Source organism: Pseudomonas sp. PDM19, from assembly GCF_014852215.1.
Taxonomy (GTDB): Bacteria; Pseudomonadota; Gammaproteobacteria; order Pseudomonadales; family Pseudomonadaceae; genus Pseudomonas.
The window spans coordinates 525463-540142 of the sequence record NZ_JACVBG010000005.1 but is presented as its reverse complement, the minus strand read 5'-3'; the positions used below and the strand labels follow the sequence as shown (position 1 = coordinate 540142).

14 protein-coding genes are annotated in these 14680 nt (G+C 64.4%); 6 read left to right on the top strand and 8 right to left on the bottom strand.

Going from position 1 to position 14680, the window contains the following annotated elements; genetic code table 11:
• Window position 1 precedes the first annotated feature (1 nt).
• From IB273_RS28940 to IB273_RS28915, 6 genes are read left to right on the top strand one after another with little or no spacing between them, the layout of a single operon-like run.
• On the top strand, window positions 2-1438 hold the full coding sequence (locus IB273_RS28940) for a mannose-1-phosphate guanylyltransferase/mannose-6-phosphate isomerase (protein WP_151188903.1): 1437 nt from the start codon (window positions 2-4) through the stop codon (window positions 1436-1438).
• Entirely contained in the window at window positions 1438-2235 is a 798-nt protein-coding gene (locus IB273_RS28935; RefSeq protein ID WP_151188904.1) for an ABC transporter permease, read from the top strand. The genes IB273_RS28940 and IB273_RS28935 overlap by 1 nt, the downstream gene beginning before the upstream one ends.
• Window positions 2235-3497 (top strand): ABC transporter ATP-binding protein, encoded by a 1263-nt coding sequence (locus IB273_RS28930; RefSeq protein ID WP_151188905.1) that lies wholly within the window; start codon window positions 2235-2237, stop codon window positions 3495-3497. The genes IB273_RS28935 and IB273_RS28930 overlap by 1 nt, the downstream gene beginning before the upstream one ends.
• The gene (locus tag IB273_RS28925; protein ID WP_167523304.1) at window positions 3494-4870 is read left to right on the top strand and encodes a glycosyltransferase family 4 protein; all 1377 of its coding nucleotides are present in this window, start codon (window positions 3494-3496) and stop codon (window positions 4868-4870) included. Before IB273_RS28930 ends, IB273_RS28925 begins: the two co-directional genes overlap by 4 nt.
• A 1-nt stretch (window position 4871) precedes the next feature.
• Window positions 4872-6005 carry a glycosyltransferase family 4 protein gene (locus IB273_RS28920; protein ID WP_192225608.1) on the top strand — a complete coding sequence of 378 codons (1134 nt, stop codon included), beginning with the start codon at window positions 4872-4874 and terminating at the stop codon, window positions 6003-6005.
• Window positions 6006-7163, top strand: coding sequence for a glycosyltransferase family 4 protein (locus IB273_RS28915; RefSeq protein ID WP_192225607.1), 1158 nt, complete (start codon window positions 6006-6008; stop codon window positions 7161-7163).
• A gap of 72 nt (window positions 7164-7235) precedes the next feature.
• Here the strand turns inward: IB273_RS28915 and IB273_RS28910 are convergent, their stop codons facing one another.
• From IB273_RS28910 to cyoE, 8 genes are all read right to left on the bottom strand, one after another.
• On the bottom strand, window positions 7236-7442 hold the full coding sequence (locus IB273_RS28910; protein WP_015474893.1) for a DUF1127 domain-containing protein: 207 nt from the start codon (window positions 7440-7442) through the stop codon (window positions 7236-7238).
• A gap of 31 nt (window positions 7443-7473) precedes the next feature.
• A complete protein-coding gene (locus IB273_RS28905; protein WP_192225606.1) occupies window positions 7474-7767 on the bottom strand; it encodes a hypothetical protein in 294 nt (97 codons plus the stop codon).
• Window positions 7768-7799: 32 nt separating this feature from the next.
• Window positions 7800-9296 (bottom strand): acetyl-CoA hydrolase/transferase family protein, encoded by a 1497-nt coding sequence (locus tag IB273_RS28900; protein WP_192225605.1) that lies wholly within the window; start codon window positions 9294-9296, stop codon window positions 7800-7802.
• 187 nt (window positions 9297-9483) lie between these two features.
• Window positions 9484-10920, bottom strand: a complete 1437-nt coding sequence (locus IB273_RS28895) for an NAD(P)(+) transhydrogenase (Re/Si-specific) subunit beta (protein ID WP_081518899.1) — start codon at window positions 10918-10920, stop codon at window positions 9484-9486.
• 1 nt (window position 10921) lies between these two features.
• Window positions 10922-11236, bottom strand: a complete 315-nt coding sequence (locus IB273_RS28890) for an NAD(P) transhydrogenase subunit alpha (protein WP_015474896.1) — start codon at window positions 11234-11236, stop codon at window positions 10922-10924.
• Window positions 11237-11298: 62 nt separating this feature from the next.
• The gene (locus IB273_RS28885) at window positions 11299-12417 is read right to left on the bottom strand and encodes a Re/Si-specific NAD(P)(+) transhydrogenase subunit alpha (protein WP_081518898.1); all 1119 of its coding nucleotides are present in this window, start codon (window positions 12415-12417) and stop codon (window positions 11299-11301) included.
• Window positions 12418-13031: 614 nt separating this feature from the next.
• On the bottom strand, window positions 13032-13667 hold the full coding sequence (locus IB273_RS28880) for an SCO family protein (RefSeq protein WP_081518897.1): 636 nt from the start codon (window positions 13665-13667) through the stop codon (window positions 13032-13034).
• Between the two features lie 80 nt (window positions 13668-13747).
• Complete coding sequence (gene cyoE / locus IB273_RS28875) at window positions 13748-14650, bottom strand: heme o synthase (protein WP_081518896.1); 903 nt, start codon at window positions 14648-14650, stop codon at window positions 13748-13750.
• Window positions 14651-14680: the final 30 nt, after the last annotated feature.

Genomic DNA, 14680 nt, shown 5'->3' with positions numbered 1-14680 from the left:
CATGCTCGTTCCCGTCATCCTTTCCGGCGGTGCCGGGACACGGCTGTGGCCGGTATCGCGCGAAGGGCAGCCCAAGCCGTTCATGGCCATGCCCGACGGCCAGTCGCTGCTGAGCAAGACCTACCGGCGCGCCGCCAGCCTGCTGGGGACGGACGGCAACATCGTCACGGTGACCAACCGCGACTACTACTTCCAGAGCAAGGATCACTTCCAGTCCGCCAAGCTGCGTCAGCGCGGCCACTTCATCCTCGAGCCGGAGGGGCGTAATACTGCGCCGGCGATCGCGGTAGCCGCCCTGGCGCTGCGGGCCCTGCACGGTGACGACGTGACCATGGTGGTGATGCCGGCGGATCACCTGATCCGTGATGTCGAGACCTTTGCCCGCTGCGTCGAACACGCGGTGGAACTGGCCGAGGCCGGGCAACTGGTGACCTTCGGCGTGGTGCCCAACGCACCGGAAACCGGCTTCGGCTACATCGAGATGGGCGATGCCCTGGACACCCGAGGCGGCAGCCGGGTGAAGCGCTTCGTCGAGAAGCCCGACCTGGACACCGCCAAAGGCTTTCTGCAGGCCGGTACCTTCCTGTGGAACTCTGGGATGTTCTGCTTCACCGTCGGCACCTTCATCAGCGAGCTGGAAAAGCACGCCCCGGAAATGCTCGCCCTGGCCATCGATTGCCAGATGGCCAGTCAGCCGGCGGAATTCGGCAACCTGGTCCAGCAGGAGCTGCCTTCGGAGCACTTCTGCGCGCTGGAGGACATCTCCATCGACTACGCGCTGATGGAGCGTTCCGATCGCGTCGCCGTGGTGCCAGCGGCCTTCGACTGGAGCGACATCGGCTCCTGGACCGCGATGAGCGCACTGGTGGACGCCGACGTCGACAACAATCGGGCAACCGGCAACGCCATCTTCGTCGACAGCCGGAACAACTACGTGCAGAGTGAGGGCCGCCTGATCGCCACCGTCGGTGTCGAGGGCCTGATCGTGGTCGAGACGGCCGACGCGATCCTGGTCGCCCGGGCCGAGTGCGCGCAGGACGTGCGCAAGGTGGTCAAGCAGCTAAAGGACACCGACAACGAGGCCTATCGCCTGCACCGGACCGTCAGCCGGCCCTGGGGCACGTACACGGTGCTGGAGGAAGGGCCGCGCTTCAAGATCAAGCGCATCGTGGTCAAGGCCGGTGCCTCGCTGTCGTTGCAGATGCACCACCATCGCAGTGAACACTGGGTCGTGGTGCAGGGCATGGCCAAGGTCACCAACGGTGAGTCGGTGCGCCTGGTGAACAGCAACGAGTCGACCTACATCCCGGCCGGTCACCGGCATCGCCTGGAAAATCCCGGCGTGATCGATCTGGTGATGATCGAGGTGCAGAGCGGCGAGTACCTGGGTGAAGACGACATCGTGCGCTTCGAGGATATCTACGGCAGGGTCATCTGATGCTATTGGCAGTCTCGCGTTCGGTCTGGTCCTACCGCGGCTTCATCGCCGGTAGCGTGAAGCGCGAGTTTCAGGCGCGATACCGCAACTCCATGCTGGGTGCGCTGTGGACGGTGATCAACCCGCTGGCAATGATCCTCGTCTATACCGTAATCTTTTCCCAGGTCATGCGCGCCCGGCTGCCGGGCGTGGATGACAGCCTGGCCTACAGCGTGTTCCTGTGCGCCGGGCTCATCACCTGGGGCCTGTTCAGCGAAATCATCGGGCGCAGCCTGTCGATGTTCCTGGATAACGCCAACCTCCTGAAGAAGCTCAGCTTTCCGCGAATCTGCCTGCCGCTGATCGTGATCCTCAACGCCTGTGCGAACTTCGCCATCATCCTCGCGCTGTTCCTGGGCTTCCTGCTGATCACCGGGCGGCTTCCGGGCATGGCGCTGATCGCCCTGCCGGCGCTGCTGCTGATCCAGCTGCTGTTCTGCGTCGGGCTGGGCATGGTGCTGGGCATCCTCAACGTCTTCTTCCGCGATGTCGGGCAGTTCTTCGGCATCGCCCTGCAGTTCTGGTTCTGGCTGACGCCGATCGTCTATCCCCTGTCCATCCTGCCGGCCGGCATTCGCCAGCTGGTTTCGCTCAACCCCATGACGCCGCTGATGCACGCCTACCAGGAAGTCTTCCTGTCCGGCGCCTGGCCCGACTGGTCGAGCCTGCTGCCGATCGCGGTGCTGGGGCTGATCCTGTGCGTCTGCGGCCTGGCCCTGTTCCGTGCCCGCTCGGGCGAGATGGTGGATGAACTCTGATGGGTAGTATCAGCGTCCGTGGCCTGGGCAAGGCCTACAAGAAGTACCCATCGCGCTGGTCGCGGCTGCTGGAGTGGGCCTCGCCCTCAGCGCGGCCGCGGCACAGCCTGCAGTGGATTCTCCAGGACCTCGACTTCGAGGTGGAGGCGGGCGAGGCGATCGGCCTGGTGGGCGTCAACGGCGCCGGCAAGAGCACCCTGCTGAAGATGATCGCCGGCACCACGCAGCCCACCACCGGGCGCATCGAAGTGGCTGGCCGGGTTGCGGCGCTGCTGGAGCTGGGTATGGGCTTCCACCCGGACTTCACCGGCCGCCAGAACGTGATCATGGCCGGGCAACTGCTGGGCCTGAGTGTGGAGGAAATCCTCGAGCTGATGCCGCAGATCGAGCAGTTCGCCGAGATCGGCGAAGCCATTGACCAGCCGGTGCGCACCTACTCCAGCGGGATGCAGATGCGCCTGGCGTTCAGCGTCGCCACCGCCCGGCGCCCGGATGTGCTGATCGTCGATGAAGCGCTGTCGGTGGGCGACGCCTATTTCCAGCACAAGAGCTTCGAGCGCATCCGCAGTTTTCGCCGCTCGGGCACCACGCTGCTGATCGTTTCCCACGACCGCAGCGCGATCCAGTCGATCTGCGACCGCGCCCTGCTGCTGCAGGGCGGCAGGCTCGTCATGCAGGGCGAGCCGGAAGCGGTGATGGACTACTACAACGCCCTGCTCGCCGAGCGCGAGCGGGTGACCGTGCGCCAGGAAATGCTCGCCGACGGAAAGGTGCGCACCATCTCCGGCAGCGGCGAAGCGGGCATCCTCGATGTGCGCCTGGTGGATGACAGGGGGCGCCCGCAGGATGTCGTGGAGGTCGGGCAGCTCGTCCATCTGGAGGTGGATGTCGAGGTCCGTGCCGCCGTCGAACGGCTGGTGCTCGGCTTCATGATCAAGGACCGCTTCGGCCAGCCCATGTACGGGATCAACACCCATCGCAAGGAGCAGGCCCTGGAGGCCCTGGAGGCCGGGGAGCGCATCACCTACCGCTTCTCCTTCCAGATTCGCCTGGGCAAGGGCAACTATTCGGTGGCCTTCAGCCTGTCGCGGCTGGACTCGCACCTGGACCGCAACTACGAGTGGCGCGACTACGGCCTGGTGTTCCAGGTCATGAACCTTCGCCAGGAGGATTTCGTCGGCTGCGCCTGGCTGGATGCCAGTATCGCTATCGACCGAACCCTGCCTGAACCCCTCACCTCCACTGCCAGAAGCCTGCCCTGATGCGCTTGCTCGTCGAATGCACCTACGTCTTCGAACATCCCCACGTGAATTCGGGGATCCAGCGCGTCGTGCGCAACGTCATTGGTCATCTGGGCGAGGTCGATGAGGACACACCGTGCATCCCGGTGGCGTTCATCCGTGGGCAGATGTACCGGGTCCGCCACCTGGCGCCGTTGTCGAGCAAGGAATTGCCCTGGCAAAGCCGGCTGCGCGTGGCGCTGGAGCAGATGCGCAACGACTACTGGATGTGGCACGCGCGCCTGGAACGGTGCTGGCCGATGAGCCGTTGGCACAACGCACGGCGCGCGCTGTATGTGCTCTGCAAGGGTGCCAGCCTCGCCATCACCCTGCCGCTGCGCTTCGCCATATTCGCCTCGCGCAACCAGGTGGTGCCCGAGCGCCTGGAGCCCCTGGAGGCCTTGCCGGGCGACCAGCTGGTGCTGCTTGATTCGTCCTGGCACGCGGACTTCTTTTCGGTGGCCGAGCGCTTGAAGCGCGAAGGTGTCGGGCTGGTTTCGGTGATCTACGACCTGATCCCCTCCACCCATCCGCAGTTCTGCGATGCCGGGCTGGTGAAGGTCTTCGACCGCTGGTTCGACTGGATCGCCGAGATGGCCGACGGCTTCATCTGCATCTCCACCACCATTCGCGACCAGGTGCGCGCGGAGATCGTCAGGCGGCGCGGCGAGGAGGTTGCGCAGAGCCTCTGGTTCGAGCATTTCTACCTCGGCTCCGAGCTTGACCTGGTGCGGGATAACTCCGCGCTGGACGGCCGCCTCACGCGCATGTTCGACGATGGCGAGCCGGTCTACCTGATGGTCAGCACCATCGAGCCGCGCAAGAACCACGCCTACCTGCTCGAAGCTTTCGAGCGGCTCTGGGCGCAGGGCTCGACGGCGCGGCTGTGCATCATCGGGCGGGTCGGCTGGAAGTGCGAGGACCTGGTCAGCCGCATCCACCGCCACCCGCAATTCAACCAACGCCTGTTCATGTTCAACAAGCTCAATGACCGGGGCCTGGAGTACGCCTATGCCAATGCCCGGGCACTGGTATTCCCGTCCTTCGTCGAAGGCTTCGGCCTGCCGCTGGTGGAAGCCATGCAGCGCAAGCTGCCGGTCATGGCCAGCGATATCCCGGTGTTTCGCGAAGTGGGCGGCGACTTCGTCGCCTACTTCGACCTGCAGCGCCCGGAGACGCTGGCAGAGCTGGTGCAGGAATATGAGGACAGCGACCGCTTCCCTGCGGCGCGCCCGGTTTCCGAGTGGCGCTGGCTGGGCTGGCGAGACGCTTCCCGGCAACTGGTCGGCCGCGTGCTCGGCGCCCTGAAGCCGTCCGCCCAGCCGCAGCCCCGCCCTGAAGTGGAAGCGGGTTAGCGTGCGCGTCGCCCTGAATGCGCGAATCCTGCAGGCTCCCCGAACCGGCATCGGCCAGTACGTCTCGTCCCTGGCAGGGGCGCTGCAGGAGCAGGCGGATCTCAGCCTGGAACTGTTCCTGGGACGCGACTGGGGCGTGGAGCTGCCGCCGGCGCCGCTGCCCGGCTACTCACGGCGCGCCGCGCTGGCCAAGCGCGTACCGGGCGCCTACCGGATTCGCCGCTGGCTGGAACAGGGCAGCTTCGATCGCGGCCTGCGCACAAGGGCCGTCGACCTCTACCACGAGCCCAGCCTGTGGCCGCTGGAGTTCGACGGGCCGATGGTGATGACACTGCATGACCTCACCCATGTGCACTATCCGCAGACCCAGCCGGCGGACCGCCTGGCGGAGATCGAACGGCAGGTGGGCAAGGGAGTGGAGCGCGCGAGCTGTGTACTGACCGACTCCGAGCATGTCGCCGGTGAAGTGCGCCGCCACTTCGGCTTGCCCGCCGAGCGCGTCGTGGTGGCTCCACTGGGGTATGCGCGGCGCTTTCATCCGCGCCCGGCGGCGGAACTGCACGCGCCACTGGCGAGCTTCGGGCTGGCGCCGGGAAATTACCTGATCTGCGTCGGCACCCTGGAGCCGCGCAAGAACCTCCAGCTGGCGCTGCGGGCTCATGCCTTGCTGCCGGCGGCGCTACGGGCGCGCCTGCCATTGGTGATAGTCGGAATGCCAGGCTGGCATAGCGAAGGGCTCGATGAGACGCTGGAGGCTGCCGTGAAAGGCGGCTGGGCCAGGGTTCTGGGCTACCAGAGCGACACGGCGCTGGCGCAATTGCTGGCCGGGGCGAAAGCCCTGCTCTTTCCCTCGCTCTACGAAGGTTTCGGCCTGCCCGTGCTGGAGGCGATGGCCAGTGGCGTGCCGGTACTGCTGACGCGCACCTCCTCGCTGCCGGAAGTGGCAGGGGACGCCGGCCTCTATGTCGATGCCGATGACCCGCGGGAACTCTGTTGCGCCATACAGGAGCTGCTCGACGACCCGGCCCTCGGGGACCATTGCCGGGTGCTGGGGTTGCAGCGAGCCCGGGAGTTCAGCTGGCAGCGTTGCGCCCGGATAACCAGCGAAGCCTACCGAAAGGCTGTAGGAGGCTGAATGCGCGTACTGCACTTCTTCAAGACCTATCTGCCGGACTCCGTGGGGGGCATCGAGCAGGTGATCAACCAGCTCTGCCGTACCGGGCGGCATCACGGAATCGAACACCAGGTTCTCACCCTGAGTCCGAACCCCGAACCTGCGGAGCTGATGGTCGACGGGCATCGCGTCTACCGGGCGCGCCTCGATCTGCAACTGGCGTCCACCGGCTTCTCCTACAGCGTCGTGCCGCAGTTCCGTCGGCTGGCGGCAGAAGCGGACATCATCAACTTTCACTTCCCCTGGCCGTTCATGGATGTGGTGCACCTGCTGGCGGGCATCGACAAGCCGACGGTGGTGACCTACCACTCGGACATCGTTCGACAGCGGTACCTGTTCAAGCTGTATCAGCCGCTGATGCACCGTTTCCTCGGCAGCGTGGACCGCATCGTCGCGGCCTCGCCCAACTACCTCGGCTCCAGCGAGACCCTGCGCCGCTACCAGCACAAGGCAGAAGTCATTCCCTACGGGCTGGACAAGCACGCGTACCCGGTTCCTTCCGAGGAGTGCACGGCACGCTGGCGCCGCGAGGTAGGGGAACAGTTCTTCCTGTTCGTCGGTGTGATGCGCTACTACAAGGGCCTGCACATCCTGCTGGAAGCCGTGCAGGGCACCGGGTACCCAGTGGTGATCGTCGGCGCCGGGCCGCTGGAACAGCAGTTGAAGGCGCAGGCGGCGGCGCTGGGCGTCGAGTCCCACGTGCGTTTCGTCGGGCGTGTCAGCGAAGAGGACAAGGTCGCCCTGCTGCAGCTGTCGCGGGCGATCGTCTTCCCCTCGCACCTGCGCTCGGAAGCCTTCGGCATCTCCCTGCTGGAAGGCGCCATGTACGGCAAGCCGATGATTTCCAGCGAGATTGGTACTGGAACCAGCTTCATCAATGCCAACGGGCTGACCGGCCTGGTGGTGCCACCGAGCGATCCCCTGGCGTTCCGTCAGGCGATGAGATGGTGTTGGGATAATCCGGAAGCGGCAGCAGAAATGGGACGGCACGCGGAAGCGCGCTATCAGGAGCTGTTCACGGCGGAGGCGATGGGGCGTGTCTGGGCAGATCTGTATCGCAATCTGCTGGACGAAAGGGCGGAGAAGGAAGGGCTGTTGCCCGAAGGTCGCTCTGGCTGAGCGACCGGGGCAACGAACTTACCAGTACAGTTATGGCGAGCCTGGAGAGTATGGCTCAGTTGTACTGTTGAATCAGCGCCAGAACGGCTTGTTCAGTTCGGCGTAACGCTGGGCTTCGCTGATACCGGCGTCGGCCAGCAGGCGGGAGTCCAGGCGAGCCAGCTGACGGCGGCTTTCCATGCGGCGCTGCCACAGGCGAACAGTGCCGACGAGGCCACGGTGGGCGCTGGAGGTGCTACGGGTAGTGCTCAGAGCTGCGGAACCGAGGGTACGTTCCATGGTGGTCATCCTTCTCGCTTGTGGCGAGTAGTCAGTTGCTGAATGGATTGAGCATATGATCTGACTTTTCAGTCAGAGATGACAGGTACAGTTGCGCTGTATTGCGGCTGGTCAGGCGATTGTAATTTTGAACTGTAATGGTCTTTTTCGGGGCGAACTGTACCGTTGCGCTCCATTCTGGTGCGCAATTGGTGGGCGTCTGAGGTTTTTCGAGGCTGCCGGCCAGGGTGGCGGCGGGGGGAGCTGAACAGTTGGAGCGGGATAAAAATCTGTTCAGGAGTGTTTTTACGTGGTTTTTTTCCGGCTGTAAACCCTTGCGGGCCATTCATTGCTGAATGACCCGCAAAGCGTCTGGAATCAGCTCGCCGCCAGCATGTGCCCGCGTTCTTCCAGGTTGATATGCCACTCCAGGGCCTCGCGCAGGATGTGCGGGGTATGGCCGCCGCGCTCGCAGGCGGCATCGAAGTAACTGTTCAGGGCGTCGCGGTAAGACGGGTGCACACAGTTGTCGATGATCACCCGCGCGCGTTCGCGCGGTGCCAGGCCACGCAGGTCGGCCAGGCCGACTTCGGTGACGAGGATGTCCACGTCGTGCTCGGTGTGGTCGATGTGGCTGACCATCGGCACCACGCTGGAGATGTTGCCGCCCTTGGCGATGGACTTGGTGACGAAGATGGCCAGGTGCGCGTTGCGGGCGAAGTCGCCCGAGCCGCCGATGCCGTTCATCATCTTGGTGCCGCCCACGTGGGTGGAGTTCACGTTGCCGTAGATGTCGAATTCCAGCGCGGTGTTGATGCCGATGATGCCTAAGCGACGGACCACTTCGGGGTGGTTGGAGATTTCCTGCGGGCGCAGTACCAGCTTGTCCTTGTAGCGCTCCAGGTTGCCGAACACGTCGGCGTTGCGGCGGGTCGACAGGGTGATGGAGCTGCCCGAGGCGAAGCGCAGCTTGCCGGCATCGATCAGGTCGAAGGTCGAGTCCTGCAGTACTTCGGAGTACATGGTCAGGTTCTCGAAGGGCGACTCGATCAGGCCGCACATCACCGCGTTGGCGATGCTGCCGATGCCGGCCTGCAGCGGGCCGAGGCTGTTGCTCATGCGGCCGGCGTCCACTTCACGCTTGAAGAAGTCGATCAGGTGGTTGGCGATACCCTGGGTTTCATCGTCCGGCGGCAGCACGGTGGACGGGGAGTCTGCCTGGTCGTTGACGACGATGGCGACGATCTTTTCCGCCGGGATCGGGATGGCGGTGCTGCCGATGCGGTCGTCGACCTTGGTCAGCGGGATCGGTGTGCGGGTCGGGCGGTAGGTTGGGATATAGATGTCGTGCAGGCCTTCCAGGTTGGTGTTGTGCGCGACGTTGATCTCGACGATCACTTGCTTGGCGAAGATCGCGAAGCTGGCCGAGTTGCCCACTGAGGTGGTCGGCACGATGTGGCCTTCCTCGGTGATGGCGACGGCTTCGATGACGGCGATGTCCGGCAGCTTGAGCTGGTGATTGCGCAGCTGCTCGACGGTTTCGGAGAGGTGCTGGTCGATGAACATCACGTCGCCGGCGTTGATCGCCTTGCGCAGGGTGCTGTCGACCTGGAAGGGCATGCGACGGGCCAGCACGCCAGCTTCGGTGAGCTGCTTGTCGAGGTCGTTGCCCAGGCTGGCGCCGGTCATCAGGCTGATGCGCAGCGGCTCCTGCTTGGCGCGCTCGGCGAGGGCCTTGGGTACGGCTTTGGCTTCGCCGGCGCGGGTGAAACCGCTCATGCCGACGGTCATGCCGTCCTTGATAAGGGCCGCGGCCTGGTCGGCAGTCATCACCTTGTCCAACAGGGAGGACATACGCACGCGATCACGGAACATGGGAAAACCTCGGGCAGTAGGAAGTGCGAGGCCGCCAGTCTAGGGACTCGGCGATTTTTGGCTCTTATACCAAGGTCGAAAAATCGCCCGGCCGGTTGCCTTCTTACTACCAAAGTTCAGGACATTTCCCTTTGCCGGAAAGCAAGACACCGGCGCGAGGCCGGTGTCTTGTGGATCGACGGTCGTCTTATTCGACGGCCTTGACCATGTCTTCGATGACTTTCTTGGCGTCGCCGAAGACCATCATCGTCTTGTCCAGGTAGAACAGTTCGTTGTCCAGGCCGGCGTAGCCGCTGGCCATCGAGCGCTTGTTGACGATCACGGTCTTGGCCTTGTAGGCCTCGAGGATCGGCATGCCGGCGATCGGCGACTTCGGATCGTTCTTCGCGGCCGGGTTCACCACGTCGTTGGCGCCCAGTACCAGCACCACGTCGGTCTGGCCGAACTCGGAGTTGATGTCTTCCATCTCGAACACCTGCTCGTAAGGCACTTCGGCCTCGGCCAGCAGGACGTTCATGTGGCCCGGCATACGGCCGGCAACCGGGTGGATGGCGAACTTCACGTTGACGCCGCGATGGGTCAGCTTCTCGGCCAGTTCCATCAGTGCGTGCTGGGCACGGGCCACCGCCAGGCCATAGCCGGGGACGATGATCACGCTGTCGGCATTGGTCAGCAGGAAGGAGGCGTCGTCGGCCGAACCGGATTTCACCGGGCGGGCTTCTTTCGCACCTGCCGGGCCGCCAGCGTCCGCTTCGGCGCCGAAGCCACCGAGGATGACGTTGAAGAACGAGCGGTTCATCGCCTTGCACATGATGTAGGAGAGGATCGCGCCCGAAGAACCCACCAGGGAACCGGCGATGATCAGCATCGAGTTGTTCAGCGAGAAGCCGATACCTGCCGCGGCCCAGCCGGAGTAGGAGTTCAGCATCGACACGACGACCGGCATATCGGCGCCGCCGATCGGGATGATGATCAGCACGCCGAGGATGAAGGCCAGGGCCAGCATCACGACGAAGGCGGTGAGGTTACCGGTGAACATGAACAGCAGGCCCAGGCCCAGGGTGGTCAGGCCCAGCACCAGGTTGAGCATGTGCTGGCCGGTGAACTGCACCGGGGCGCCCTGGAACAGGCGGAACTTGTACTTGCCCGACAGCTTGCCGAAGGCGATCACCGAACCGGAGAAGGTGATGGCGCCGATGGCCGCGCCGAGGAACAGCTCCAGGCGGTTACCGGTCGGAATGGTGTCGCCCAGGTTCTGCACGATGCCCAGCGACTGCGGCTCGACTACGGCGGCGATGGCGATGAACACAGCGGCCAGGCCGATCATGCTGTGCATGAAGGCGACCAGTTCCGGCATCTTGGTCATCTCGACGCGCTTGGCCATGATCGAACCGGCGGTGCCGCCGACCAGCAGGCCGATGATCACGTAGACGATGCCGGTAGTGGCGATCTCGCTGCTGATCTTGAACACCAGGGCTACGGTGGTCAGCGCGGCGATGGCCATGCCGATCATGCCGAACAGGTTGCCGCGACGCGACGTGGTCGGGTGCGACAGGCCTTTCAGGGCCTGGATGAAGCAGACCGAGGCGATGAGGTAGAGGAGGGTGACGAGGTTCATGCTCATGTCAATGCTTCTCCGCCTTCGGCGCTTTCTTCTTGAACATTTCCAGCATGCGGCGGGTGACCAGGAAGCCACCGAACACATTCACTGCAGCCAGGGCCACGGCCAGGGTGCCCATGGCCTTGCCCAGCGGGGTGACGGTCAGGGCGGCGGCCAGCATGGCGCCGACGATCACGATGGCCGAGATGGCGTTGGTCACTGCCATCAGCGGGGTGTGCAGGGCAGGGGTGACGTTCCAGACCACGTGGTAGCCGACGTAGATCGCCAGCACGAAGATGATCAGGTTGTAGATGCCGTGGGAGATCAGCATGTCTTCCATAGTTTCTCACCGGTCTTCAGGGCCGGACGCAGGGTCCGGCGCGTTCTTATATAAGAAGGGCTTCAGCCGTTCTTGCGCACGATCTGGCCATCACGGCACATCAGGCACGCGGCGACGATGTCGTCTTCCATGTTCACCGTGAAGCCGTCGGCGGTCAGGGTGAGCTTGAGGAAGTCGAGCAGGTTGCGTGCATAGAGTGCGGAGGCGTCTGCCGGCACCAGCGCGGCCAGGTTGCTCAGGCCGACGATGGTCACGCCGTGCTTGACCACGACCTGATCGGCCTCGGTCAGCGGGCAGTTGCCGCCCTGGGATGCCGCGAGGTCGATGACCACCGAGCCCGGCTTCATTTCGGCGACAGTCGCTTCATGCAGCAGGGTCGGTGCCTTGCGGCCCGGAATCAGTGCGGTGGTGATGACGATGTCCGACTGCTTGGCGCGCTCGTGCACGGCCTTGGCCTGGCGCTCCATCCACGAGGCCGGCATCGGGCGGGCGTAGCCGCCAACGCCTTCGGCGCACTCGCGCTCCTCGTCGGTCTCGTAGGGCACGTCGACGAACTTGGCGCCCAGGGACTCGATCTGCTCCTTCACCGCCGGGCGTACGTCCGACGCCTCGATCACCGCACCCAGGCGCTTGGCCGTGGCGATGGCCTGCAGGCCGGCAACACCGGCGCCGAGGATCAGCACGCGGGCGGCCTTAACGGTGCCGGCAGCGGTCATCAGCATGGGCATGAAGCGCGGGTAGTGGTGGGCAGCGAGCAACACGGCCTTGTAGCCGGCGATGTTGGCCTGGGAGGAGAGCACGTCCAGGCTCTGCGCGCGGGAAGTACGCGGCGCGGCCTCGAGGGCGAAGGCGGTGACGCCGCGTTCGGCCATGCGGGCGATGTTCTCGTTGTTGAACGGGTTGAGCATGCCGATCAGCACGGTACCCGGCTTCATCTGCGCCAGCTCGCTTTCGCTGGGCGCGACAACCTTCAGCACAAGCTCCGAACCGTAGGCATCGGCGGCAGTGCCGATCTTCGCGCCAACGGCTTCATAGGCGGCATCCGGCTGGCTGGCGCTGACGCCCGCACCGCTCTGAATGACGACCTGATGGCCCTGCCCGATCAGTTTCTTGACCGTCTCCGGCGTTGCTGCGACCCGCGTCTCACCGGCTTGGGTCTCGAGGGGTACACCGATCTGCACTTGCAAATCTCCTGCGTGATCCTGGGATTGTCCGGGCTACTACGTTGGCGACCCGGGTTATCTAACTGGCAACGGTCTAATTCTTGTTCTGTGACCGGGCTGTGACCCGGTGGCCGCGGCATTGTGCAATCGAACCTGGAGGGCATCAAGAAGTTCTGGAGTGGTACGAGGCGATAACTACAAGTCACGTTTGGACCCGTAGTTTTCCGGTCACCACCGAGCCCGCGTGGGCCCTGGCGTTTAGCCTAATTGCCTATTGTGACCGGACGGAAATGCCATCCTCGCCGTGAATGACCCCCCATCAGAGGCTCCCCATGCCCACCGAAAGGCCCGGTAATCCTGCAACAGGCTCAGGCATAGGTGTTAATTAATGTTTCTAATATGGAGTATGAGTCATTCCTGATGCCTGATTTCCTGTAGCAGATTTTTTACATTGACTACGGGGTCAGGAATTCAATCGGGAAGCTTCAAGGCCGCGTGTTACACCGCGCCAGAGCGCTGAGAAGAGGTTTAGCAGAAAGTTCGGATTTGTCCGCGGAAAGCGGGAATGACACGGAAAAAACAACGGCCACCCTTATAGGGTGGCCGTTGGGGGTGAGACACGGTGTCGCGGGTCAGTGGCTGGCGCCGACTACGCCGGGAAGCTGGGCGACCAGCTTGTCGTTGTGCAGCGGGGCGCGGATGAAGCCGTGCTGGGTGTTGTCCGGGCCGATGATGACCAGGTTGCCGCTGTGGTCGACGGTGTAGTTGGGCTTGCTGGTGTCGGCCGGGATGTAGGGGATGCTCATGGCGTTGGCCAGCTTCTGCACGTTCTCTTCCGAGCCGGTGATGCCCTTGAAGCCGGCATTGAAGAAGCCGAGGTATTCCTTGATGCGCGGCGCGGTATCGCGGTGCGGGTCGACGCTGACGAACACCACCTGCAGGTTCTTCGCCACTTCCGGCGGCAGCTTGCTCTGCAGTTCGCGCAGTTGCGCCAGGGTGGTGGGGCAGACGTCCGGGCAGAAGGTGTAGCCGAAGAACAGCAGGGACCACTTGTCCTTCAGGCTGGCGGTCTGGAACGGCTGGCCGTCCTGGTCGGTGAAGGCGAGGTCGGGGACGCTGCGGGTTTGCGGCAGGATCACGATGCCGGCGTCGAGCAGCACGGTCGGATCGAGCTGGTGGCGCTGGTTGAGCACCTTCTGGACGGTGAGGCCGAGGATCAGGGCGACGATGGCGACGAGGATGAAGACGGTCTTGTTGACTCGGGACATGGGGTTCTCGTGGGTCGGGACGTCTGGGCGAGCGCCGGGTTCGCGGGGCCGCTCCTTAGGAGCGAGCCCGCGAACCAGCCTCAGTAGTTCAGGTGCAGCGGCAGGTAGTGGTCCACCAGCAGCGCGATGAACAGCAGGAACAAGTAGGCGATAGAGTACTTGAAGGTCTTGATCGCCGCATGGGGTCGGCTGCCGCAGTAGAGCGCCCAGGCCCAGTCGAGGAAGCGCGCGCCCAGGGCCAGTGCGGCGAGCAGATAGACCAGCCCGGCCATGTGGATGGCGAAGGGCATCAGCGTCACGGCGAACAGCACCAGGGTGTAGAGCAGGATATGCAGCTTGGTGTAGTGCTCGCCATGGGTTACCGGCAGCATCGGGATGTCGGCCTTGGCGTATTCGTCCTTGCGGTGCAGGCACAGCGCCCAGAAGTGCGGTGGGGTCCAGGCGAAGATGATCAGCACCAGCAGCAGCGGTTCGGCAGAAATCTGCCCGGTCACCGCGACCCAGCCCAGCAGCGGCGGGGCGGCCCCGGCGAGGCCGCCGATGACGATGTTCTGCGGCGTGGCGCGTTTGAGGAAGCCGGTGTAGAGGGCCGCGTAGCCGAGCAGCGAAGCCAGCGTCAGCCAGGCCGTCAGCTCATTGGTGAACACCAGCAGCACGGCCATCCCGGCCACCGACAGCAGCATGGCAAAGCCCAGCGCGATGGGCGGCGAGACGCGTCCTTCGGCCAGCGGGCGCTTGTGGGTGCGCGCCATGATCGAGTCGATGCGCCGGTCCACCACGTGGTTCACTGCTGCCGCGCCGCCGGCGCACAGGCCGATGCCGAGGTTGCCGAAGACCAGCACCTGCCAGGGCACCCCGGCCTTGGTGGCGAGCAGCATGCCGATCAGCGAGGTGATCAGCATGAGCAGGACCACCTTGGGCTTGGTCAGTTCGAGCAGGTCGCGCCAGCTGGCTTGGCTGGAAGTGCTGATGACGCTGGCCATGGGCATTTCTCCTGACTTCTAGATGGGGAC

Bases quoted from the DNA above. Each gene is read 5' to 3' on its own strand.
- IB273_RS28915 (WP_192225607.1), top strand. From the start codon at position 6,006: ATGCGCGTACTGCACTTCTTCAAGACCTATCTGCCGGACTCCGTGGGG.
- cyoE (WP_081518896.1), bottom strand. From the start codon at position 14,650: ATGGCCAGCGTCATCAGCACTTCCAGCCAAGCCAGCTGGCGCGACCTG.
- IB273_RS28930 (WP_151188905.1), top strand. From the start codon at position 2,235: ATGGGTAGTATCAGCGTCCGTGGCCTGGGCAAGGCCTACAAGAAGTAC.
- IB273_RS28905 (WP_192225606.1), bottom strand. From the start codon at position 7,767: ATGGCCCGCAAGGGTTTACAGCCGGAAAAAAACCACGTAAAAACACTC.
- IB273_RS28890 (WP_015474896.1), bottom strand. From the start codon at position 11,236: ATGGAAGACATGCTGATCTCCCACGGCATCTACAACCTGATCATCTTC.
- IB273_RS28910 (WP_015474893.1), bottom strand. From the start codon at position 7,442: ATGGAACGTACCCTCGGTTCCGCAGCTCTGAGCACTACCCGTAGCACC.
- IB273_RS28935 (WP_151188904.1), top strand. From the start codon at position 1,438: ATGCTATTGGCAGTCTCGCGTTCGGTCTGGTCCTACCGCGGCTTCATC.
- IB273_RS28895 (WP_081518899.1), bottom strand. From the start codon at position 10,920: ATGAGCATGAACCTCGTCACCCTCCTCTACCTCATCGCCTCGGTCTGC.
- IB273_RS28940 (WP_151188903.1), top strand. From the start codon at position 2: ATGCTCGTTCCCGTCATCCTTTCCGGCGGTGCCGGGACACGGCTGTGG.
- IB273_RS28880 (WP_081518897.1), bottom strand. From the start codon at position 13,667: ATGTCCCGAGTCAACAAGACCGTCTTCATCCTCGTCGCCATCGTCGCC.
- IB273_RS28900 (WP_192225605.1), bottom strand. From the start codon at position 9,296: ATGTTCCGTGATCGCGTGCGTATGTCCTCCCTGTTGGACAAGGTGATG.